Below are 22,478 nucleotides of genomic sequence, written 5' to 3'. Positions count from 1 at the left end.
CAATGGGGCTTTTGGCGGATAACGATTATGTCTGAAACAAGCTTGACGCATTTCAACGCGGCTGGCGAGGCCCACATGGTGGATGTCGGCGATAAAGCCGTCACGCAGCGGGCCGCGGTTTGCGAAGGTTACATCGAGATGCAGGCGGATACTCTGGCGCTGATTATCGCAGGCAATCATAAAAAAGGCGACGTCTTAGGCATTGCCCGTATCGCCGGCATCATGGCCAGCAAGAAAACCGCCGATTTGATTCCGCTTTGCCACCCGTTGCCGTTGACCCACGTGGAAGTGCAGCTGCAGCCGCAGCCCGAGCGCAACCGGGTGCATTGTCTGGCGACGGTAAAAACCAACGGTCAAACCGGAGTGGAAATGGAAGGCTTGACCGCGGTGCAGGTAGCTTTGTTGACCATTTACGATATGTGCAAGGCGGTCGACCGCGGCATGGCGATTCAGGGTGTGCGCTTGCTGGAAAAAACCGGCGGCAAATCCGGCCGCTGGCTACGCGGCGCGGATTAGGCTAAGTCACTCTTGTTCCGGTTTTTTCCGTTGCTCGCGATGGATGATTTTTTCGTCCATGGTTTTGTGGAGCAGACGGATCAGCCGGGGCGAGCCGTCTTCGCCGAATTCCAGATCGTCCGGTTTGCTCAAACCGGCGGTGACGTTAACCCCGTACGCGTCTTCTTTCAGCTTCAGCGTGTATTCGGCCTCGGCATAGTCGTTATGCATCAAAGCATCCCAAATGCCTTGTTCTTCGCAAGCGCTATCCGGGTCGTAACGGACTTGCAGTTTAAGCTCTTCGCGGTTTTTGTCTATTACTTCGGTATTGCAAAGCTTCAGTGCCACCACCACCATTTCCCAAGCCCGGTCCGGGCGGGTTTTCAAGATTAGCTTAGGGCTTTTTTCGTCGTCTTTTAATTCGATCAGACCGGCTAGCGACGACGCGGCCGTTGCTTTAGGTTTTAAATCGTCGACCGCGACGGCTTCTTGCACGTGGGTGTGTTCTATCGGCAGTTCCGGCGGCAGTTCCAGTTGGTGGGTATCGCGGTAGCGTTCGGAGGTGTCGGCGCAAGCGCCCAGCAATAAGGCGGGCAAGCCGACGGTTAACAGTTTACGCATAAGTTTATTCGCAAAAGTAGCGTCTATGCTCCAGTACCGGAAATGCGGTACGCATCTTGACCAGCCGGTTCTTGTCCACCTCGGCGGACACGAAACCGGGTCCGGTTTTATAGCAATCCAGCACGACGCCCCAGGGATCGACGATCATGCTGTGCCCGTAAGTTTGCCGGCCGTTGATGTGGAAACCGCCCTGGTTGGGGGCGATGACGTAACAGAGGTTTTCGATGGCTCTGGCTCTCAGCAGCACTTCCCAATGGGCCGCGCCGGTTTTGGAGGTAAAGGCGGACGGAATGACGATAATGTCCAAGCCTTTGCGGGTCATGGGGCGGAAAAATTCCGGAAAACGCAGGTCGTAACACACCGCGATGCCGATGCGGCCGAACGGGGTGTCGACTATGCACGGTTGATCGCCGGCTTCGACCGAATCCGATTCGCGGTATTCTTCGGCGGTGTCCGGCACGCTGACGTCGAACAAATGTACTTTGTCGTAGCGGGCGACGCGTTGGCCTTGCTCGTCGTAAACCAAGCAGGCGGCCCGGACTTTGTTGTCGGCGTTGGCGGCCATCGGCATGGTGCCGCCTATGACCCAGACCCCGTATTTTTTAGCGGTGGCGGCCAAAAAATCCTGGATGGGGCCGTGGCCGTCCGCTTCGCGCACTTGGACTTTATCGTATTCGTTCATGCCCATGATGGCGAAGTTTTCCGGTAAAGCCACCAAGCGGGCGCCGGCTTTGGCGGCTTCGGCGATTTGTTTTTCGGCTTCCAGCAAGTTAGCGTTGACTTGCGGCCCGGAAGCCATCTGAATCGCTGCGCAGATTGTCATGAAGAGTCCTTATGTATTGTTATTGTATCTAGCCGCTACGGGCGGTCATTCGCTGCTGAAATCCAGCCAGCCGAAATCGGTCAGGCCGCGCCAGGTTTTTTTCAACAGCCCGTCTTGATCGTGCAAGGGGGTTACTTCGATATTCCCCCAGGTGCCGGACAACTGATATTGCGAGCCGAAGAAATAGCCTTCTTTGTAATCGTCCGTGACGGCTTGGGTAATCAGGCCGGCAATGCCGCTGACGATTGTACCAGCAATGGGGACGGCGTCGGAACTCTTGGGAACCACCGCCACCCGCTGATCCAGGGTTTTGTCGACTAGGTTGGCGAAGCCGGCCAGCTGAAATTTAGCCGCTACCGCGTCTACCTGCAAATCGTCGGTGAACGCCAAGCCGTCTTTGATTTTGATGTGGCCTTTGATTTCGTCGAAGGCCAAGCCCTGCCGGTAGACGTCGCTGAAATCCAGACTCAAGCGCTTGACCCACTGCTCGACGGCAATCAAGCCCAGCAAACGGCCGAAGCCCGGCTCTATGCTGGAAATTCGCCCGTCTTTCATGTTCAGCTGCAGTTGACCGTTTAGTCTGGCGAGCGAGAATTGGTGCGGAGCGCCGCGCCAGCCGCCTTTGAATTCCAAATGCGCTTTGGTTTCTTTGATGTCGTCGCTAAAGTTCAGGCGCGACAAAAACGGCCCGAATGCGTCGGAATCCAAGCTGCCTTGTACCAAGGTGACGGTGCCGTTGGCTTGCTTCAGCCAATCGGCCGAGACTTCCAGGGTGTTTTGCTGGTCTTGCAATTGAATTTTTTTAAAGTGAATGCCGTTGTTGCGGCGTTCGGTGCGCAAGCGCAAGCTGCCTAAATCGATGCCGCGCCACAACAGCCGGCGACTGTCGATGTCGATCAAAGGCAGTTCCTGTGTGGGATCGCCGGCTTCGCCAAGGTCGAATTTTTCCAGCGCGGACAGGTTGAGCTGGTTCATTTCCAGAACGATGCGGTTGTCGCCGCCGTTTTGGTCCGGCACGTCGAACTCGCCGTCGGCCATGGCGCCTTGTATCTTGCCGCGCCAATGCCGGTCTTGGTGCTGCGCTTGAAAATGGAACGGGCCTAGTTCTCGTTCGTGCCACAGTAATTGCGCGGTGTCCAACGCTAGCGACTTAAGCGCCGGCAGGCCGGTCTGACCGCTTTGTTTGCCGAAGGCGGCCAAAGCCTGCGACAAATCGAAGCGTGGTTGGCGCACCTCCAGTTTAATGCCGGCTTCCTGAAACGGCGCACTGCGGCCCTGTCCGAACAACAGATGGGCCGAATGCAGGCTTTCGCGTTTTTTGTCGATCAGCAAACTGGCATGCCAATCGTTGCCGTATGCGATGCTTAACGGCATCAGCGGCGCGTCGTCTAGTGTGAATTCCAAGTTCAGCGGTTTGGAGTCGGCGGCGGCTTTTTCCAACAGCAGGCCGTCGACCGCCACGCCTTTGAGATCGCTGTCTATCAGCAATTGGGCGGCTTGTGCCTCGGCGCCGGGCAGCGTCAGTTTCAAATCGTAATTAACATTGCCGGTCACGGCGGAGGTTTTTAAGTAGCTGAATTGCTTTTGCACGCGCTCGACCGAGGCCGCGCCCTGTACGCTCAGATAAGTCGCCGCCGCGTCGCTGCTTAGTTTGGCGCGGATGGGTTGGCCCAGTGTGCGTGCGTCGATGCGGGTGCTGGATATGCTGTCGGCGGTGAAATTCAACACGCCGCTAACCCCGTCGACTTTCAGCCCGACCGGTTTGACGGTCAGCTGCGCGTCTTGCAAGCTTGCGTCGACGTTTACTCCGACCGGGGCATTTACGTCGTAGGGAATTTGCAGCTGTAGGCTGATTTCGGTGTCGCCTTCCGCTTGCAGTATGCCGGCTACCGGCGCCACGTCGCTTTTCAGCGGCGAATGGTGCAGAAAACTAAGACTATCCATGATCCTGGCTTGCAGCGCGCCCCAGACGTAGACGTGATCGCTGTCGGCCACCTGCGGAATGGTGATCAGCGCCTGGTGGATGGTGACGTTTTCGCTATGCCCCGATGCGATGGCGACCTGTAAATCCGGGCCGAGAAATTGCACGTCGGCGTATACGTCTTGCAAATGCGGCCATAGTTCGTTGAATTGGATGTCGCCGTGTTCGATGACGAACGCGGTTTCGAACCGGCCGTTGCCGTCGGCGAACGGAAAACGGTCCAAATCGCCGTTGACAATCAGTTCGCCGCGGCTTACCCGGCCGGCGACAAAGGCATCGTCCAGCCAGGCGACGGCGTCTTGATCCATGATTTTGGCGGGTAAATAGGTTTTGACCCGGCCGATGTCGGCAAAATCGGCGAAAGAAGTGCGCAGACGTAAATGCGGTGTTTTGCCGGCTTCATCGAACTTACTGAATTGAAACGTGCTTTCGGTATGAAAGTCGGGGCTGGCTAGCAGCAGGTTTTCGCTGCCGATCAACCATCGGTCGGTGTCGTGCCGCCAAGCGATTCGCCCGTGCAGGCTGGTTACCGATAGGTTTTGCCGAAACCAGTTGGCCGCGTCTACGGTAATGTCGCTGCCGGACAACGCCAGGTGGCCGCTCCGGTCGGTCAATTCTATGTTGCCGTCGAGGTTGCTCAGCCCCGGCAGCTCGCCATGGCGGTCGTTACCCAAGCCGGTAAAGCGGCCGTTAGCCGCGAATTGTTGGCCATCGCTGCCGACGAATACCCGGACATCGTTCAAACGTCCGCGCGGATTCAGTTTCAACCAATCGGCGTAATCGGGCTTTGCCGGGGTCAGCAGCGGCGCCAGTAACATGGCGGCCGGCAGGTCGAGTTGGGTAATGCTGACGGACAAATCGCCTTGTTGATTTTGTTGCAGATAGAACTCGCCGTGCGGCCAACGCTGCTTATTGGCGAAAATGTTGAGGTCGTAAGCGGCTAGGCGCCAGCGTCCGTTTTGGTGGCTCCAGCTGAAGTTGCCGTCCAGGGTGTCCATGACGACCGGTTTGCTGTCTTTCTTGCCGACCTTGATTTGCTGTGCTTGCAGGTAGCCGGCGATTCGGTACGGGGCGGAGTCGCGCCAAGCGCTCCAAACTCTCAGGTCGCCGGCGCCGCTATAACAATGCAAATCCATCGGCAGTTCGGCGCTTGTGAGCGCGTTGGCTTGTAAATCGACGGCTTCGATATAAATCTCGCCGGTGAAGCTGCCGGATTCCACGGCCTTGTCGTCGAAGCGGGCGGAAATCCGCACACTTTCGCCGAATTGTTCCGGCAAGCGGGCCAGCAGGTGCAGTTCGTGGCTTCGATCGAAATGATGGTTTTTGAACACCAAATCGATGTGCTCCACCGGCAGCGGCGGGCTATCGTGCAGCAGGTCCTGCCAGGTCATGCGGCTGTCCAGGATCTCGTATCTGCCGCCCTGCAGCAGCCACAGCGGCGGTTCGTCGCCGGCCTGCAAGCCTTTGAGCGCAAGGCTGCCGTCTTGTTGGCGCAGCACGGCGATGTCGGCGCCGACCAGGGTAATGCGGCCCGCGGCAGCCCAATTCCAGGTCAGTAACAGCTCGGAAAAATCGATGCCGGCGCGGATCTCCCGCAAGCGAATGTCGGTATGCGCATCCGCCCGGTCGGCGTCTATGCTGATGTCGCCGAACACGATTTCCGGGTTGAGGCCGCGCATGCCGGCGCTGAGGTGGCCGAAGCGTATCGGCAGGCCGGTGGTGTCGCGGATTTGCCGTTCCAACTGACCGCGGTAATCGCCGATGTCGGCCAGTAGCCAGCGAGCAAGGCTGATTAACACGGCTGCACTGATCAGCAGCCAAAACAAGGCAAGGCGGGCGGCGCGGGTTAAATGGGCGAACACGGGCGAAACTACAGCAGAACGACGTCGTAATGCTCTTGATTGTATTCGGTTTCGGCGCGCAACTTGATGCCGACTTTAAGAAATACTTCCAGCTCGGCCAGCATGTCGGCTTCTTCGTCCAGCAGCATTTCCACCACTTGTTCGGATGCCAGCACCAGAATTTGCTGCACGTTGTACTGTCTGACCACGCGGATGATTTCTCTGAATATTTCCAGACAGATCGATTCGGCGGTTTTCAGCACCCCGCGCCCGCCGCAGGTGGAGCAAGGTTCGCATAATATGTGTTCCAGGCTTTCGCGGGTGCGTTTGCGGGTCATTTCCACCAAGCCCAGCGCGGAAACCTCGGTGATTTTGGTTTTGGCGTGGTCTTTGTCCAAGTTGCGCTGCAAAGCGTACAACACTTGTTTTTTGTGTTCCTCGCTCTGCATGTCGATGAAATCGATGATGATGATGCCGCCCAGATTGCGTAACCGTAGCTGCCGGGATATGGTTTGAGCCGCTTCCAGGTTGGTTTTGAAAATGGTTTCTTCCAGATTGCGGCCGCCGACGTAGCCGCCGGTGTTGACGTCCACCGTGGTCATCGATTCGGTTTGGTCGAATACCAAATGGCCGCCGGATTTCAGCTTGACCTTGCGGTCCAGGGCCTTGCTGATTTCGTCTTCGACGTTGTAAATGTCGAACACCGGCCGCTCGCCGGAATAATGCTCGATCACCGGCACCACTTCCGGCAGAAAGGTTTCGGCGAATTCCACCATGCGCAAAAACGTTTCTTTGGAGTCCACCCGCACCTTTTCGACGCCTTCTTTATACAAATCCCGCAAGGTCCTGACGCTCAGCGGTAAATCTTCGTGTATCAAGGTTTTGACTTTGGCTTTTTTGCCCTTGTCCAGAATGGATTCCCACAGCTTGAACAAGAAGGTCATGTCGGAAAACAAAATGGCTTCTTCGACGCATTCGGCGGCGGTACGGGCGATAAAACCGCCCGGAATCGTATGTTTTTGCAAATAACTTTCTATGCAGTTGCGCAGCCTGATGCGTTCGTCTTCGCACTCTATGCGCTGGGAAACCCCGGAATTGGCCGCGTAAGGCATGTAGACCTGATAGCGCGACGGAATAGAGATGTCGGTGGTCAGCCTGGCGCCTTTGTTGCCTAAAGGATCTTTGGTGACCTGAACTACGATCTTCTGGCCTTCTTTAAGATAGTGCTCGATATTGTCGGAGCCTTCGGCCAATTCCTGGGCGTTGAAATCCGACAAATGCAAGAACGCCGCCTTGTCCAGGCCGATGTCGACAAATGCCGCCTGCATGCCCGGTAAAACCCGGCACACTTCGCCTTTGTAAATATTGCCGACCAGGCCCTTTTGCCGCACCCGCTCGATAATCAGTTCTTGCAGTACCCCGTTCTCTATCACCGCCACCCGGGTTTCCGGCGGCGTGACGTTGATTAATATTTCCTCGCTCATGCAATCACTTTAATCCCTTGTCTGGCTAATAGTTGCGCGGTTTCGAACAACGGCAGGCCCATGATCCCGGAAAAACTGCCGCTAATCGATTCCACAAATATGCTGCCCAAGCCCTGAATCGCATAGGCGCCGGCTTTGTCCAGCGGTTCGCCGCTTTGCCAATAGGCTTGAATTTCGTCCGGGCTGATAGGGCGGAATTTGACTTCGCTGACGTTTACGGCTTGCCAGTGGCTGTCGCCCCGCAAGGACACCGCGCTAAATACTTGGTGGCGGCGCCCCGATAACAAACCCAGCATTCTAACCGCATCGGCCGGGTTTTGCGGTTTGCCGAGAATTTCGCCGTCCAGTACCACGCTGGTGTCGGCGGCCAGTACGGGTAAATCCTCGCAGGTAGCGGCCATTCCGGCGGCGGATTTTTCCCCGGCGACACGCTCGACGTAGGCTAGCGGCGTTTCTCCCGGCAGCGGGGTTTCGTCGATGTCTGCGGCTTTAACTAGGTGGCGAATGCCGATTTGCCTGAGTAGTTCGCTACGGCGAGGCGAGGCGGAGGCCAAAATCAGTTGCGGTTTCATGCTATGGGCGGTGGTAGGGGTGGTTTTGGATCAGACTCCAAGCGCGGTAAATTTGTTCAGCAACGATGATGCGGACCAAGGGATGCGGGAACGTCAGCGGCGACAGGCTCCAGGATTCCCTAGCCAGTTCCTTTACCTCCGGCGCCAGGCCTTCCGGGCCGCCGATCATCAAGGCCACCGGCTGACCGTTGCCCAGCCAGCGCTGCAATGCGCGGGCAGCGTCTTCGGTAGACCAGGGTTTGCCGGGTACGTCCAGGGTGACTACGTGAGCTCGGGCCGGCAGAGCGGCTATCATCCTATCGCCTTCGTCCTTGGTAATGCGGGCAATATCGCCGCTGCGCCGCTTGTCCGGCGCAATTTCTTTTAGGACCAACTCGCACTCGCGCGGCAAGCGTTTAGCGTATTCATTATAGCCTTGCTGCACCCAGTCCGGCATTTTGTTGCCGACGGCAATTAAGTGAATTTGCATGCGAAACGGTGACGGGGGCGAAGGGGTTAACGAAAACGCGAAGGCTGAAAAGTAGAGCTAGATTACACGAAGCGCCGGCTGTTTGTGAAATTGCAGGGGCAATTTTGTTGTGCTGGATTTGGGTTGCAGAAAAGGTTATAGGCGAAAAGAACCGGAGCTCGGGGGCTAGTTCGGCCGAAAGTCGGCAGGGGATGAAATATCAACAGGGTATGCCGGCTCCATCCGCTCTTTATCGATCCCTAACGTTCATGCGGGCACTGTAGCGCCTCGGCAAATGAAAGTAATGAATAGCCACGAAAACCCGGCAATCATCCCCGGCAGGCCTAGCCGGCTTGACTCAACCGCCGCCGTTCGCTTCTTCCTGCCGCCGGAGGGCCTGCCATTCCGAATTCGATATTCCCAAGGGCCGGACAAAGGTAAATTCCGCCGGTTTTATGACCAAACTTTCGGCAACATCGGCGATTACCAAGCTGCGGTCAAGCGCCGATGCCACCAATGACATCGGCAGAAGCACCGGGAAAACCGCCGAACCGAGCAAGGTTTGGAAAAGCCCTGCCGGGCGATAGAAGGCAAGGTCGATTGCCGTATCCGTTAGAGTCGGATTGGCCTGGCACATTGCCGGTATTGGGCCGGCAAGCAATAAGGTCGCAACAAATGCTTTGATGTTCATGGGGTTGCCGGTTTTCCAGATGGGGGCTAATACAATGACGAGACGAGTTAGGGCTTGCCGCACTTGGCATTGTAACCGGAGCGCCGGTATTTTCGGTTATTCGCGTACTTCACAATGGTTGCGATGATTCCGCCTATGCTCGCGCGGTGTTTGTGGCTGCCTCACTGCGGCCAATTTGCGACATTCGATGTTTTTAGCATATTGCTTGCCAATAGTAAGCTGTCGTTCAACGCTCGATTCATCGGCTTGAATTCTTCAATGATAGCCACAGCGCCTTGTTCGGCGGCAATCCTGCGATGCGCGTGCCGCCCAGCTTAGAGTTTGAGTTGGGCTACGGATCCCGTCCTGAAGTAGTGATGGGCATTTCGGCGAAGCAGATCGCCGATATCTTCGTACGTTTGCCACTCACGCGAGTCCAGGATGGAAACGTGGGTGACGGCTTCCGGTAGGCGTTGCATTAAGTAAGGTAAGTCTTGCTCGTCGCGGACAAAGAATAGGCTAGGCAGCCCCAGTGCCAGCGCGTAGCCGGCTTCGAACAATGCGCTCGTCGCGAGTCTTTGCGGATAGAGCATGATGAAGCTCCCGCTCTTTTTCATAATGTCCAAGTCGTCATGCGTGCTGACGCCATGGGTGTCGAACATGCTCATTGATTCGATCGTTTCCAGTGCACAAAATACCGACAGTCCGCAGGCGTCAAGGGCATGGATAACCTTGAGAACCTCTGCGCGAAACGATTGATATTCGCTATCGTCCTTGAATGAGGCCATCGGAGCAGACAGGAAGACGTCGTATTCGGGCCGGAGAGTCTTGCGCTCGGCCTCGAGCGCATCGTGTATTTTGGCGTTGAGGTCGGGCCATATTTCCTTGAAAGCCGCTTTCAGCGCCTTTGGTGTCAATGGAGTGCCTACGCTCGAATTAATAGACTTGAACAAGCCGTGTACGCTGTCTTCGTCGAACAGGACTCCGTTAAACCGCGCCAGTGGATCTACCAGATCCTCTGCGACACAATCCAGCATGAGCGGGACAAGTCTAGGGGAGCCGAATTTTGCCGACAAGGCGCCGGACTCGAACATGATCCAGGGAGCGCCGAGGGAGCGCTTAGTGATGCACGCGATGGCGAATTTCGAGTCCTCAAGCGCTTGCATAAGCTCACTAAACCATTGCTGCCCTGCCTGGATATTCACCGCGGATATCCAAGGTTCAACGCTGGAGAAAACGTCAGAAACGCTCTGGCCTATGGCAATCGCCGCAGCTTTGCTGGTATCACCGGACCAACTAATGAAAACCTTCATATTATCTCCTCGCTGATGTACGACTGCTAATCATGTCCGTTTGGTCGAGATCCAGACGGCTAAAGAAAATGGCTCTTGGTAGGTAAAAACGTTGGTACGTCCATTTAAAAGTCATCATTTGCGGAATACTATCGCATCTTGACTGACAGCTTATTTGTCTTTTCCTGTCATCGCAAAATTTTATTTGTTAGCGCGGAGTCGACAAGCGTCTGCAATTTATTCCCCTGGACAAAATGTCGGGCACGATGTCCATCTAACTGCGTTCCGGTTAATCGTGTAAAGAACAATCCGGGTGTCCGTTGTCTTTGCCTGTCTTATGTAAAAAGTTCCAAGATTTGACGACTTGGTAGCGCACACCGTGGTCGGTGCTTAAGGATTGCACCAAACAAAATGCGTCGGTACGCCAGACGATGGGCGGAATGTCGCAGGCGTCAAGCGCTTGGGCTTTTCTGAGCAGGGTGACGTGCGGGCGGTAGGGGCGTTCGTCTAATACGATGCCGAGTTCGCGGGCGGTGTGCTGCAGGTGCTCTACCAGTTGCAGCAATTCCGGATCGACTTTCCCGGCGGTCAAACAGACGATACGCGGTTTTTTCCAGAATTCGATACGGTCGAAACTGAGCAGCAGTTCGGTTTTCAGCTTAAGGGGTTCGATTGCGCTTAGCGCTTCAAAGCGTTGCGCATCGACGTTGCCGAGAAAAACCAGCGTCGCGTGCAGATTGTGGGACGGTACCTTGCGGCAACCGGCGGCGTGGGCGGCTGCGATGGCAGTGCATTGCGCGCGTTCGTCGTCCTTGGGCCACAGCGCGAAGAACAGGCGCTTTAACTTTTGGCCGGGGGCGCGGCGCGGGCTCATCGGCGCTTAGATGTAGTTGAACAGCGACAACTGTTGAACTTTAACGTAGGCTTGCTGGGCCGCTTGCAACGAGGTTTGTTGCAGATTGAATTTGGTCAATGCGTCGGCATAATCCAAATCGCCGATGTCCGAAGCGGTGGATTTGTTTTGCAGGATGTACTCCGTATTCCAACTGTCTTGGCTGTCCAGAGCATTGAGGCGGGCGCCGGCCGACGCGCGGATGGTGCCCATGCGCTTCAGCGTGGTATCCAGATCGTTCAACGACGCGGAGTTGGCCACGTCGGCCTTGAAATCCGTACTGAGTTTATCGATGGCCTGAAAGACGTTGTCTATGCTGCCCGCGGTTAAGGTTCCGGCGGCAACGGTACCGAATACCGCTTCGCCGGGATCGCCGTCAGTGATGGTGCGGCCGGGGCCTATCGTCAGCGTGCGCTGATTGGCGTCGCCGTCGTAGCTATAGCCGGAACTGTTGGAAAACGCCGGTGCGTCGGTTTTGTAGCCGGAGAATATGTATTCGCCGTTAGCGTTTTGGGTGTTGGCCAATTCCAATAAATGCTGGTTCAGTTCGTCGATTTCGAAGGCGATTTGCTTGCGGTTTTCCGCGGTGTTGATGTCGTTCATGCCTTGCACCGCCAGTTCGCGGATTTTTTGCAATACCTCGGTGGCGTTGTTTAGGGTGGATTCTTCCAGACCCAAGCGTTGTTTGGCAAAACCGATGTTGACTTGATACTGCTCGCCTTCCTTGATGTTTTGTTGCAAGTCTATGCCGGTCGCGGCGACGGCGGGGTTTTCCGACGGCGTCAGATATTTTTGCCCGGACGACAATTTCAGTTGAATGTCGTTTAGCTTAACTTGCTGATCCAACATTCGGTTGACGTTGGATTGCTGGTTCCAATAAGTCGAAATTCGCATCATACGCTCCGGACTATACCGCGTTAATCAGAGTATCGAACACCGAACTCGCTACCGACACCGCCTTGGCGGCGGCTTGATAGGCGTTTTGGAATTTGATCAGGTTGGCCGCTTCCTCGTCCAAATTGACCCCGGCCAAGGTTTCTCTGGCCTCAGTGGCTTGATTCAGCAGCACTTGCTGGGCGCTTACCCCGACTGCGGCACTGCTGGTTTTGGAACCGACGTCGGATACCAATTGCCCGTACACTTGGGTAAAAGTTTTCTTGCCGCCCAGCATGCTGGTTTTTTGCTCCAAGTCGGCCAATTGTAGGGCGATGCCGTTGTCGCCGGTCGAGCCGGCAGCCGAAGCCGCGGCGATTTGGCTGGCCGAAGTCAAGGCAGGATTGACTTTAATCGTGCCGGCGACGTTGAAATTCGGGGTGATTTCGAATGAATCGCCGACATTCAGCGAACCGCCGCTAAAACTGATGCTGAAGCCGTTGGCGGCCGACAAGGTCGCCAAGGACGCCGCGTTCAATCCACCGGTAGTGGTGTTATCGGTTAGATTGGTCAGACTGAACACGCCTGCACCGGTTACCTCCAAGCGGTAGGAGGCTCCCAGGTTAGCCGCCGAGGTCGGCGCCGAGAAACTGGCGGTCGCCACCAGCGCCGAGTCTTTGGTATGCGGAATTATCAAGGCTTGCGGAGTACCGAGCTCGAAAAATGCCACCCCGGTATTGCCGTTCGTGTCGTAGCCGGCGGCGTGCAGGTTGTTGAACTCGGTGGCAAACCCGGTCGCCAACATCCCCAATTGCGCCTGCGCCGGGTCCAAGACTTCGTTCCTAAAACGTAAATTGCCGTAAATCTCGCCGCCGGATAAGTATTTGGCTACCGAAACGCCGTTGATCTGCAGATCGGGATGATAAGGGTCGGTGCCATTGTCCTGCTGCGATAACGTAGCGGTATTGCCGGACATCACCAAGGGTTGGCCTTGGCCGACGAACACGCTGACCGTGCCGTCCTCCTGGTTGAGTACCGATATGTCGACCTTTTCGGCCAGCTTGGTTAGTAATACATCGCGTTTGTCCATCAGCTCGTTAGGCAACTGGCCAGCCGAAGCCTTGCCTATCGCGTCGCTGATTTGCAGATTCAGCTCGGCTATCGACGCGGCGTAACTGTTGACGTCTTTGACCGCTTGGGTCAAATTGGAATTGACTTGGCGCTGCAATTCGTTGAAGCGGGTGCTGAGCGTATTGAATTGATTGGTCAGGGTTGCGCCTTGTGCCAACATAACCTGGCGGGCGGCGAACGAGGTCGGATCGTTGGCGACGTCGTTGACCGAATCGAAAAACGCCTTCATCGCCGTCGACACGCTGGTATTGCTGTCGGCTAATACGTTGTCCACTTGCGAGGATAGGCTATGAAAACTATCCACTTCTTTGAACGCCGAGGAGCTGGCGCGTACTTGCCCGGTGATGAACTGGTCGTAGCTGCGTTTGATGTTGCTGACGTTGACGCCGCTACCCAAGTAACCGGAGCCTACATATTGCTCGGGGCTGGTTTGCAGTTCGGTGCGTTGGCGGCTATAGCCTTCGGTGTTGGCGTTGCTGATGTTGTTGCTGGTGACGTCCAACGAGCGTTGGAACGCTGCCAAACCCGAAAGTGCGGAGCCTAAAATTCCGATAGCCATAGATCCTCCTTACCCCGCGTTGGACTCGATGCCGGCGTCGAATTGGTTATGATAAATACGCATGATTTTTTGCGCATATTGCGGGTCGGTGGCGTAACCGGCTTTTTGCAGCTCTTGCACGTAGCGTTGGGCGTTGCCGGCATGTTGTAGCGCCGCGTCGTAACGCGGATTCGATTTTATGAAAGCGACGTAATCGTCGAAGCTTTCTTTAAACGAATCGTAGGAGCGAAAACCGGCCATTTGTTTGCGCGCCACCCCGCCGTCGAACTCCAGCGTGGATACCTGGGCTTGCTTGCCTTGCCAGCTCCTGTCCGCCTTGATGTTGAACAGGTTGTAGCTGCTTTCGCCGGCCCGGTTTTTAATCACCGATTGTCCCCAGCCGGTTTCCAAGGCCGCTTGCGCCACCAGGACTTTGGCGTCTACCCCTAACTCGTTGGCGGCTTGTTGCGCATGAGGCCACAATTCGGTCAAGAAACTTTGTTTGCTGCCGGAAACGGCGCTTGCGTCCCAGGCCGTTTCCAGCGCCGCCCAGTGATCGTCCAGCGCCTGTTGGCTTTGTTCCAGTTTATCCAGGCTGGCTTGCAGCCGGTTCAAACCGGATGTGTCCATGGGCCGGGCGAAATAATTGGGTTGCGCCTGCTTGACCTCGCCGCTGCCGCCGAAAGCCCGTTCCAAATAATCGCCGGCGTCCAATTTTTCGTCGGAATCCGCTTCGGATTGCGGCGACAATTGTTTAACAATCATGTCAGCCAGGCCGACGCCCGGTTTAGCGGCCAGGTGCATCGCCATCTGTTGGTCGTACATGTCTTGGTAAAACTCGCTTTGTTTGCTGTCCATGATGCTGTCCGCCAGTTTGGCCTGCCGCGCGCTTTTCAGCACCATGTTCAAAAAAATCGACTCGAACTGGCTGGCTACTTGTTTGATCGCTTCCGGCGATTGCTCGCGTGCGCCTTGTTTCAGTTTGGCCAGACCGTTGAAATCGGTATAAACCGAAGCGGTATCCGCGTTTAACATGGCTCCCCCTTATCGCACTCTGGGTTACGGTGAACTGTCCGGGTTAAATGACGATCAATTCGGCCCGCAACGCCCCGGCCGACTTCAAGGCTTCCAATATCGCCACCAAGTCGCTAGGCGCCGCGCCTACGCTGTTGACCGCCTGTACGATCTCGTCCAGCGAAATGCCCGGATTGAACACGAACATGTGATTGTTCTCTTCTTTTACCGAAATATCGGATTGCGGAGTTACCGCGGTTTGGCCTTGCGAAAACGGACCGGGCTGGCTGACTTGCGGATTTTCGTTGATGGTCACGGTCAAGCTGCCGTGCGATACCGCCGCCGGCTGGACTTTGACTTTGCTGTTAATGATGACGGTTCCGGTGCGCGAATTGACGATCACTTTGGCTGGCGCGTCGTCCGGAGACACGTTGATGTTTTCGATCACCGAGGCGAAAGAGACTCGTTGATTGGGATCGATGGGCGCGCGCACGCTGACGGAGGTGGCGTCGGTCGCTCTGGCGGTCTCGCCGCCCAATTCTTTGTTGATGGCTTCGGCTACTCGCGTGGCGGTGGTGAAATCGGCGTTATGCAGGTTGAACACCAAGTCGCTGCTTTGATCGAACGAGGTCGGCACGCTGCGCTCCACGGTCGCGCCATTGGGAATGCGGCCGACCAGCGGGTTGTTGACGGTGATTTTGGAGCCGTCCTGGCCTTGAGCGCTCAAGCCGCCCACCACCAGGTTGCCCTGGGCTACCGCGTATACGCTGCCGTCGGCACCGCGCAACGGCGTCATAATCAACGAGCCGCCGCGCAGACTTTTGGCGTCGCCGACCGACGATACGGTGACGTCTATGGCTTGCCCGGGTTTGGCGAAGGCCGGCAATTCGGCGTGTACGCTAACCACTGCGGTGTTTTTCGATTTCGGATTGGTATCGGCCGGCAAGGTGATGCCTAAATTGGCCGCCATGTTGCGCATGCTTTGCCGCACGAACAACGACGACACGTCGCCGGATTTATCCAAACCGGTGACGATGCCGAAACCGACCAATTGGTTGCTCCTGACCCCGGAGACCGAGGCCAAGTCTTTGATTCTTTCGGCATGGGCTTCCGGACCGGCGAGCGCTAACCAGGCGCTTAACGTGACATACAGTATTTTGAGCATGGTCCCCTCCAAACGCTTAACCGTCCGCATGTTTAAAACGGAAACAACGGGCTAAAGAAAAACCGGGCCAGCCAGCCGATTTTGCTGGAATCGGCCATGGCACCGTCGCCTTTGTACATAATGGTGGCGTCGGCGATTTTGGTGGACGACACGATATTGCCGGTGGAAATGTCGACCGGCCGGACGATGCCGGACAGGCGGACGTATTCGTCGCCGTCGTTCAACGCCACCCGTTTTTCGCCGCGTACCCGTAAATTGCCGTTGGGCAATACTTCCACCACCGTCACGCTGATGTCGCCGGTTAGCCTGTTGCTCTGGTCGGCCTTGCCTTCGCCTTCGAAGGTGGAACTGGCGGCGATGCTGGTTTTCAAATCATGTCCCAGCACAGCCTGGCTGGCCAAGCCGAACAACGTCGGCGCGGTGGCGGAAATCTGCGTGCTTTTGGAGGCATCCATATTGGCTTGCTTTTGGGCCTGAGTCGCTTCGGCCAACCTGACGGTCAGTACGTCGCCGACCCGGCGGGTTTTGATGTCTTCGAACAAACGAATGTCGTAACCTGCCTGGTAAATCGCGCCGTTGCGCTGGTCCGGCGGCCGTAAATCGGCCGGTTGCACCGGGGCAAAATCGGGATCGCGTTTCGGTAGGGTATCGCAGCCGGTCAGACTCAGCAGCGCTAAACCGGTTATCAGGAATGCTTTCATGGTGTTAAGCCTCGGCCTACAGTTGTTGGGTCACGAAGGACAGCATTTCGTCGGTGGTGGAAATCGCCTTGGAGTTCATTTCGTAAGCCCTTTGGGTTTCTATCATGTTGACCAGTTCTTCCACGACGTTGACGTTGGAGGTCTCCAACGCGCCTTGCTGGATGTAGCCCAATTCGTTTTCGCCGGGTATGCCGACGATGGGGGCGCCGCTGGACACCGATTCTCTGAACAAATTTTCTCCGACCGGTTCCAGTCCGGTCGGATTGACGAAATCCGCCAATTGCAGCTGGCCCACGTTGGTTGCCGCGGCGTTGCCCGGCTGCACTACGTTGACCGAGCCGTCGCGACCTATGCTGATGCTGATGGCGTCTTGCGGGATGGTGATATTGGGTTCTACGGTCAAGCCGCCAGAAGTAACCAGCTGGCCGGTGGAATCCAGTTTGAACGAACCGTCGCGGGTGTAGTTGATGTCGCCGTTCGGCATCAAAATTTGCAGATAACCGCGGCCGTTGATCGCCACGTCCAGAGAATTCTCGGTTTGCTGGATATTGCCCTGGGTATGCAGTTTTTCGGTGGCTACCGTTCTAACCCCGGTACCCAACTGCAAACCGGTGGGTAATTGAGTGTTTTGGGTGGTTTGCGAGCCGACTTGGCGAATGTTTTGATAAATCAAATCTTCGAACAGCGGCCTGACTTTTTTGAAGCCCGTGGTGTTGACGTTGGCCAAGTTGTTGGCAATCACCGCCATTCGCGTTTGTTGAGCGTCCAGGCCGGTTTTAGCCACCCATAATGCGCGCTCTGTCATGTTAACCTCCTAACTGACAAAATTTTGTCTTATCAGGAGTAATGCAGAAACTATACCATTTGCATCAGTTTGGCGGTGACTCCGGCGGTTTGATCGACGTTTTTCATGACTTTGCTTTGCAATTCGAAATTGCGAGCCAACTCTATCATTTCCACCATGGCCGACATGGCGTTGACGTTGCTGGCTTCCAAAACGCCTTGGGCGATGTTGACGTTGGCGTCCGGCCGGACCGGCGTGTTCGGGTCTTTCATGTGCATCAGGCCGTCTTGGCGTTTTTCCAGATTGTCGTCGCCGGGATTGACCAGTTTGATCCGGTCCACCAACACCAAGTTGGTCGCGTTGGTGCCTTGCGGAATGACGCTGATGGTGCCGTCGCGGCCGATTTCCACCTTTTGCGCCGGCGGGACGGCAATCGGTTGCCCCTGTTCGCCCAAAAGCTGCAAGCCGGCGCCGTTTTGCAACAAACCCTGCGGAGTTATGCGCAGATCGCCGGCCCGGGTATAGGCTTCGCTGCCGTCCGGGGCTTGCACCGCAAACCAGCCGTTGCCGTTGATCGCAATATCCAGCTCGCGGCCGGTGGTTTGCAAGCTGCCGGCGGACAAGTCGCTACCCGGTCTTTCGGTCATCGCGTAGACGCGACTGGGATAACCGGGGCCGAATGCCGGCATGGCGCGAAATTGTTCGAAATCGGCTTTAAATCCTACCGTCTGCGCATTCGCCAAATTATTGGAATTGGCGGTTTGCGCCATCAGGGTTTGCTTGGCACCGTTCATGGCGATGTATAAGCTACGATCCACGGCTTACCTCCTAAACGCGGTTAGATGTTCAATATCGCTTGCATAATGGTGTTTTCGGTCGTGATGGTTTTGGCGTTCGCTTGATAATGCTGCTGGGCGACGATCAAATTAACCAGTTGGGCCGACAAATCGACGTTGGAGCTTTCCAAGGCCCCGGACTGGATGGTGCCGAAGCTGTTGCCGCCGGCCTCGCCGCGGATCGGTTGACCCGAGTTGGCGCTCTCCGCCCAAGCGGTATCGCCAATCTTTGCTAGACCGTCCAGATTGGGAAAGCGGGCCATTGCCACTTTGCCTATGGTTTGCGAACCGCCGTTGCTGAAGCGGGCAAAGATGACACCCTCGTCGTCTATCGCAATGCCGGTCAAGCGTCCGGCCGGCAAGCCGTCTTGCGTCAATTCGTTGACGCTGAATTTTTGCTGGACTTGGGTGGAGCCGAAATAATTCATGGTGCTGATTTTGACGTCCGCGGCACCGGTCGCTGGTGTAATCACGTAATCTTCCAGCGCAAATTTACCGTCGGCAGGGTCGGTCAACTTGCCGTCCGAACCAAATGTCAATACGGCTGGGGTCGGCAACGCGCCTGACCCGGTTGCCGGTATGGTGGTGCCGAAGTCTCCCGCGGAAATAGCTGTTCTCGCGCCCGGTAAATCGTCCGGTTCACTCATGTAGTGATATACATTCCAAGAGGTGCCGCTACTGCCGGAAGTCACCGGGTTTTTGACGTAATAAGTCGTCAAGATGTGCGGGGATCCCAAGGAATCGTAAACCGTCGCGGAGGTTTGACTGTTATAGGTATTGGAATCGTCCGGATCGAAAGTCAACGCATTACCGTTAGAATCGACCGGCGAGGTATCGTCGGCATTTAGATTGAGGGTCAGGTTGACCGATTCGGAGGCGACCGGCAAACCGGTCAGCGTGTTGATGCGCACCGGTTGAGTCACCCCGGTACTGAAGCCGTCGGAAATCTCGGTGCCGTTGGGGGCGTAAACTAATAACGCTTTGCCCTGGTTGTTGACCAGATAACCTTCGCTATCCAACTTAAACTCGCCGTCCCGGGTGTAAGACAAATCGTTTACTTCGGTGGGGCTTTTCGCCATGATGAAAAAACCTTCGCCGCTGATCGCCATATCCAGGCTGTTGTCGGTAAAGTTCAGGTTGCCCTGGTTGAATTGCTGAGCCACGTTGGCCACTTTCACGCCGGCACCCGGAGTCGTGCTGGTGACGCCGCCTAGACTGGACGCGTAAACGTCGGCGAATTCGGAGCGGGATTTCTTAAAACCTACGGTATTGGCGTTGGCAATGTTGTTGCCGGTTACCGCCAAGTTGTTGGATGCGGCATTCAAGCCGCTTAATGCTGTCGCGAAACCCATGACACGCTCCTCGATTAAAGTATTTGTTTGATTTGATTAAATTTGACCGAACCCAATCCGCTCAGATTGACTTGCAGCCCGCTGCTGCCGCTGCCCATGGTCACGCTTTCCACCAAGGATTTGACGTTGGTGCTCAGTTGAGTGTTTTTGCCGTCTATCAATGCCTGAACTTGGATGTCGTAGACGCCTGGATTGGCCAGTTGACCGTCTTCGTCCAGACCGTCCCAGGAAAAATCGTTTTGCCCTGCGGCCAGATCGCCCAAATCGACCTCGCGCACGGTCGCGCCGGTTTGCGGATTTACAATCCTTAAACTGACCTGAGTGCTGCTGCTCGGGAGTTCGAAATTGCCGCTGATGGTGCCGCCTGCCGACAACACGCCCTGGTCGGTAGGGGCCAGTACGTATCGTCCTACCAGGCCGGATGCTTGTAACACCTGGCCGGAATTGATCGAATCGGCGAATTCCTTGAACGAGGTCTGTAAATCCTGTATGCCGGATACCGTGGCGAATTGGGCCATTTGTCCTAAAAATTCGCCGTTTTCCATCGGATTACTGGGGTCTTGATGCGTCAATTGGGTAGTCAACAGTTTCAAAAACTGCTCCTGTCCCAACGCTTGAGTTTGGTTGCCGCTGCTTTGGCTATTCGATGTGGTGGCAAGGCCTAAACTGTTAAAGGTATCTATCGCGCTGCTGGACATGATTCAGCCTCATTGACCCATTTTTAGAGTCTGCAGGATTAAGTTTTTGGCAGTATTGAGTACTTCTACGTTGTTTTCGTAAGCGCGTGACGCCGACATCATGTTGGCCATTTCCTCAACCGTGTTGACATTAGGTTTGTAGATGTAACCCAACTCGTCCGCCATCGGGTGTTGAGGCGCATATTCCATGATGGGCGGGGCCTGGCTTTCCACTACGCCCAGCACGTCGACGCCGCTGACGGCATCGTTTTTGTCCATGATGTTTTGCAACTCGGCGGCGAACACCGGTTGGCGGGAACGATAAACTTGGTCGAGGCTGCTGCTGACGCTGTTGGCGTTGGAAATATTCGACGCCACCAGATTCAAACGCAGGTTTTGCGCGTTCATACCGCTACCGGCAATATCGAAGATATTCAGGGACGACATGGTTATTCTCCGCGTATCGCCGACATCAAGCCGGCGAATTTGTTATTGATAAAACGCAAACTGGCTTGATATTGCACCGCGTTCTCGGCGTACTTGGCTTGCTCGACATGGGCTTCAACCGTATTGCCGTCTAACGAAGCCTGATGCGGATTGCGGTACAGCAAATCGGCCTCTAATACCGAATTGCTAGCCTCCATATGACCGACATTGGTTTTGTTGATGCGCGGTTCGGATTGCAGGGTTTGCTGCAGCACCGAACTGAAATCGAGATCGCGCGCTTTGTAATCCGGGGTATCGGCGTTCGCCAAGTTTGCGGCAAGGATTTCGCCACGCTGCTCGCGTAGCGATAAGGCTTGCGGATGTATGCCTAAAGCATTGTTGAAATTGATAGCCATGGTATGTACCTCCTGCTTTGCCAAGAGCACAGCATGGCTCATGCCAATATAAATTTTTCATTTGCTTTCAGTTAGGTATGGGGATATATGCCGCTCTAAGGCGTCAAGAAAATGCTGTTTTTCGCCAAGCGGCAAAAATTTTCCGCCGGCGGCAATCGTCAAGTTTTCGACGCGGGGGCTTAGTAGGTGTGGAGCGGTTTAACTGTCGGCCAGACTCATGTGCTATGCCGGCGAGTCGAAATGTCGGGCAAAAAAACGGAGCCTGCGGCTCCGTTTGCATACAGCGGTAGAGTTAGGTTTTAACGGATCAGACTTAAAAGCACCCCGGCGGCCACCGCGGAGCCGATGACGCCGGCTACGTTAGGGCCCATGGCGTGCATCAACAGGAAGTTATAAGGATTGCTTTCTTGGCCGACCTTATTCGCCACACGGGCGGCCATCGGCACGGCGGAAACCCCGGCGGCGCCTATCAAGGGATTGATAGGCGTGCTGCTGAAACGGTTCATGATTTTTGCCATGATCACGCCGCTGGCGGTGCCTATAGCAAACGCGACCGCGCCCAGGCCTAAAATTCCCAGGGTCTCCATGGTTAAAAACGCCTCGGCGCTCAATTTGGAGCCGACCGACAAACCCAGAAAAATAGTCACAATATTGATCAATTCGTTTTGCGCGGTTTTGCTCAGTCTATCGACCACGCCGCAGGCATTCATCAAATTACCCAGGCTGAACATGCCGACCAGCGGAGCCGCCGAAGGCAACAACAATGCGGTCAAGGTGATCAACATTAACGGAAACACGATTTTTTCGGTCTGGCTTACCGCCCGCAGTTGCTGCATTTCGATTTTGCGCTCCTCTTCGGTGGTCAAGGCCCGCATGATAGGCGGCTGAATCAAGGGGACTAACGCCATATAGGAATAAGCGGCCACCGCAATAGCGCCCAATAACTCCGGCGCCAGTTTGGAGGCTACGTAAATCGCGGTCGGCCCGTCCGCACCGCCGATGATTGCAATCGCGGCGGCTTGTTTTAGGTCGAATTCCATGCCCGGAACGATGTTTAACGCCAAAGCGCCCAACAGCGTTGCGAATATGCCGAACTGCGCCGCCGCGCCTAGCAACAGGGTTTTCGGATTGGCAAGCATGGGGCCGAAGTCGGTCATCGCACCCACGCCCATGAAAATCAATAGCGGAAACATCCCGGTCTTAACGCCGTAGTACAGATAATAGAGCAAGCCGCCTTCTTCGGTCATCCCGGCCACCGGAATGTTGCTGAGGACGGCGCCAAAGCCTATCGGCAGTAGTAATAAAGGCTCGAAACCCTTTTTAATGGCCAAAAACAGCAGCACGAAGCCCACCGCCATCATGGCGGCTTGCGAAGCCGTGAAGTTATAAAGGCCGGTGCTTTCCCATAACAGGTATAAATTTTCCATGAATTTGATTTACCCCGCG

At 55.7% G+C, this 22,478-nt stretch carries 22 protein-coding genes; 1 reads left to right on the top strand and 21 read right to left on the bottom strand.

The genetic code is table 11. From position 1 onward, the window contains the following. Positions 1 to 27: 27 nt before the first annotated feature. Positions 28 to 516, top strand: coding sequence for a cyclic pyranopterin monophosphate synthase MoaC (gene moaC / locus AB0A83_RS19050; RefSeq protein WP_150051199.1), 489 nt, complete (start codon positions 28 to 30; stop codon positions 514 to 516). Between the two features lie 6 nt (positions 517 to 522). Here moaC and AB0A83_RS19045 read toward each other — a convergent pair whose 3' ends face one another. From AB0A83_RS19045 to AB0A83_RS18945, 21 genes are all read right to left on the bottom strand, one after another. Beyond that, positions 523 to 1,116, bottom strand: a complete 594-nt coding sequence (locus AB0A83_RS19045; protein WP_150051197.1) for an outer membrane protein assembly factor BamC — start codon at positions 1,114 to 1,116, stop codon at positions 523 to 525. A 4-nt stretch (positions 1,117 to 1,120) separates the two neighbouring features. Further along, entirely contained in the window at positions 1,121 to 1,939 is an 819-nt protein-coding gene (locus AB0A83_RS19040) for a carbon-nitrogen hydrolase family protein (RefSeq protein WP_150051195.1), read from the bottom strand. Positions 1,940 to 1,984: 45 nt separating this feature from the next. After that, positions 1,985 to 5,782 (bottom strand): YhdP family protein, encoded by a 3,798-nt coding sequence (locus AB0A83_RS19035; protein WP_367154968.1) that lies wholly within the window; start codon positions 5,780 to 5,782, stop codon positions 1,985 to 1,987. A gap of 8 nt (positions 5,783 to 5,790) precedes the next feature. Then, positions 5,791 to 7,245 carry a ribonuclease G gene (rng, locus tag AB0A83_RS19030; protein WP_150051192.1) on the bottom strand — a complete coding sequence of 485 codons (1,455 nt, stop codon included), beginning with the start codon at positions 7,243 to 7,245 and terminating at the stop codon, positions 5,791 to 5,793. Further along, positions 7,242 to 7,817 carry a nucleoside triphosphate pyrophosphatase gene (locus AB0A83_RS19025; RefSeq protein WP_367154967.1) on the bottom strand — a complete coding sequence of 192 codons (576 nt, stop codon included), beginning with the start codon at positions 7,815 to 7,817 and terminating at the stop codon, positions 7,242 to 7,244. The genes rng and AB0A83_RS19025 overlap by 4 nt, the downstream gene beginning before the upstream one ends. A gap of 1 nt (position 7,818) precedes the next feature. Then, positions 7,819 to 8,286 (bottom strand): 23S rRNA (pseudouridine(1915)-N(3))-methyltransferase RlmH, encoded by a 468-nt coding sequence (rlmH, locus tag AB0A83_RS19020; protein ID WP_367154966.1) that lies wholly within the window; start codon positions 8,284 to 8,286, stop codon positions 7,819 to 7,821. Positions 8,287 to 8,623: 337 nt separating this feature from the next. Continuing rightward, positions 8,624 to 8,956 (bottom strand): hypothetical protein, encoded by a 333-nt coding sequence (locus tag AB0A83_RS19015; RefSeq protein ID WP_367154965.1) that lies wholly within the window; start codon positions 8,954 to 8,956, stop codon positions 8,624 to 8,626. Positions 8,957 to 9,270: 314 nt separating this feature from the next. Then, positions 9,271 to 10,248 (bottom strand): toll/interleukin-1 receptor domain-containing protein, encoded by a 978-nt coding sequence (locus tag AB0A83_RS19010; protein ID WP_150051184.1) that lies wholly within the window; start codon positions 10,246 to 10,248, stop codon positions 9,271 to 9,273. Between the two features lie 268 nt (positions 10,249 to 10,516). Beyond that, positions 10,517 to 11,101: an RNA 2',3'-cyclic phosphodiesterase gene (gene thpR / locus AB0A83_RS19005; protein WP_150051182.1), complete on the bottom strand. Its 585-nt coding sequence runs from the start codon at positions 11,099 to 11,101 to the stop codon at positions 10,517 to 10,519. 6 nt (positions 11,102 to 11,107) lie between these two features. Further along, complete coding sequence (gene flgL / locus AB0A83_RS19000) at positions 11,108 to 12,013, bottom strand: flagellar hook-associated protein FlgL (protein ID WP_150051180.1); 906 nt, start codon at positions 12,011 to 12,013, stop codon at positions 11,108 to 11,110. A 13-nt stretch (positions 12,014 to 12,026) separates the two neighbouring features. Beyond that, positions 12,027 to 13,682, bottom strand: coding sequence for a flagellar hook-associated protein FlgK (gene flgK, locus AB0A83_RS18995; RefSeq protein WP_150051178.1), 1,656 nt, complete (start codon positions 13,680 to 13,682; stop codon positions 12,027 to 12,029). Positions 13,683 to 13,691: 9 nt separating this feature from the next. Continuing rightward, positions 13,692 to 14,696 (bottom strand): flagellar assembly peptidoglycan hydrolase FlgJ, encoded by a 1,005-nt coding sequence (gene flgJ, locus AB0A83_RS18990; RefSeq protein ID WP_150051176.1) that lies wholly within the window; start codon positions 14,694 to 14,696, stop codon positions 13,692 to 13,694. Between the two features lie 43 nt (positions 14,697 to 14,739). Further along, positions 14,740 to 15,840 (bottom strand): flagellar basal body P-ring protein FlgI, encoded by a 1,101-nt coding sequence (locus tag AB0A83_RS18985; protein ID WP_232056712.1) that lies wholly within the window; start codon positions 15,838 to 15,840, stop codon positions 14,740 to 14,742. A 32-nt stretch (positions 15,841 to 15,872) separates the two neighbouring features. Further along, the gene (gene flgH / locus AB0A83_RS18980; RefSeq protein ID WP_150051172.1) at positions 15,873 to 16,541 is read right to left on the bottom strand and encodes a flagellar basal body L-ring protein FlgH; all 669 of its coding nucleotides are present in this window, start codon (positions 16,539 to 16,541) and stop codon (positions 15,873 to 15,875) included. Between the two features lie 16 nt (positions 16,542 to 16,557). Continuing rightward, positions 16,558 to 17,346 (bottom strand): flagellar basal-body rod protein FlgG, encoded by a 789-nt coding sequence (flgG, locus tag AB0A83_RS18975; protein ID WP_150051170.1) that lies wholly within the window; start codon positions 17,344 to 17,346, stop codon positions 16,558 to 16,560. 50 nt (positions 17,347 to 17,396) lie between these two features. After that, positions 17,397 to 18,143: a flagellar basal-body rod protein FlgF gene (gene flgF, locus AB0A83_RS18970; protein ID WP_150051168.1), complete on the bottom strand. Its 747-nt coding sequence runs from the start codon at positions 18,141 to 18,143 to the stop codon at positions 17,397 to 17,399. 20 nt (positions 18,144 to 18,163) lie between these two features. Next, positions 18,164 to 19,513 (bottom strand): flagellar hook protein FlgE, encoded by a 1,350-nt coding sequence (flgE, locus tag AB0A83_RS18965; RefSeq protein WP_150051166.1) that lies wholly within the window; start codon positions 19,511 to 19,513, stop codon positions 18,164 to 18,166. Positions 19,514 to 19,527: 14 nt separating this feature from the next. Further along, positions 19,528 to 20,211 carry a flagellar hook assembly protein FlgD gene (locus AB0A83_RS18960; protein ID WP_150051164.1) on the bottom strand — a complete coding sequence of 228 codons (684 nt, stop codon included), beginning with the start codon at positions 20,209 to 20,211 and terminating at the stop codon, positions 19,528 to 19,530. Positions 20,212 to 20,220: 9 nt separating this feature from the next. Continuing rightward, positions 20,221 to 20,637 carry a flagellar basal body rod protein FlgC gene (flgC, locus tag AB0A83_RS18955; RefSeq protein WP_367154964.1) on the bottom strand — a complete coding sequence of 139 codons (417 nt, stop codon included), beginning with the start codon at positions 20,635 to 20,637 and terminating at the stop codon, positions 20,221 to 20,223. A 2-nt stretch (positions 20,638 to 20,639) separates the two neighbouring features. Next, positions 20,640 to 21,032, bottom strand: a complete 393-nt coding sequence (flgB, locus tag AB0A83_RS18950) for a flagellar basal body rod protein FlgB (protein ID WP_367154963.1) — start codon at positions 21,030 to 21,032, stop codon at positions 20,640 to 20,642. Positions 21,033 to 21,331: 299 nt separating this feature from the next. Further along, the gene (locus tag AB0A83_RS18945) at positions 21,332 to 22,459 is read right to left on the bottom strand and encodes a sodium ion-translocating decarboxylase subunit beta (protein ID WP_150051158.1); all 1,128 of its coding nucleotides are present in this window, start codon (positions 22,457 to 22,459) and stop codon (positions 21,332 to 21,334) included. Positions 22,460 to 22,478: the final 19 nt, after the last annotated feature.

The sequence above is a fragment of the Methylomonas sp. HYX-M1 genome, from assembly GCF_040741385.1.
GTDB lineage: Bacteria > Pseudomonadota > Gammaproteobacteria > Methylococcales > Methylomonadaceae > Methylomonas > Methylomonas rhizoryzae.
Note: the sequence above shows the minus strand (reverse complement) of the source record. Positions and strands in the feature narration are given on the sequence as shown.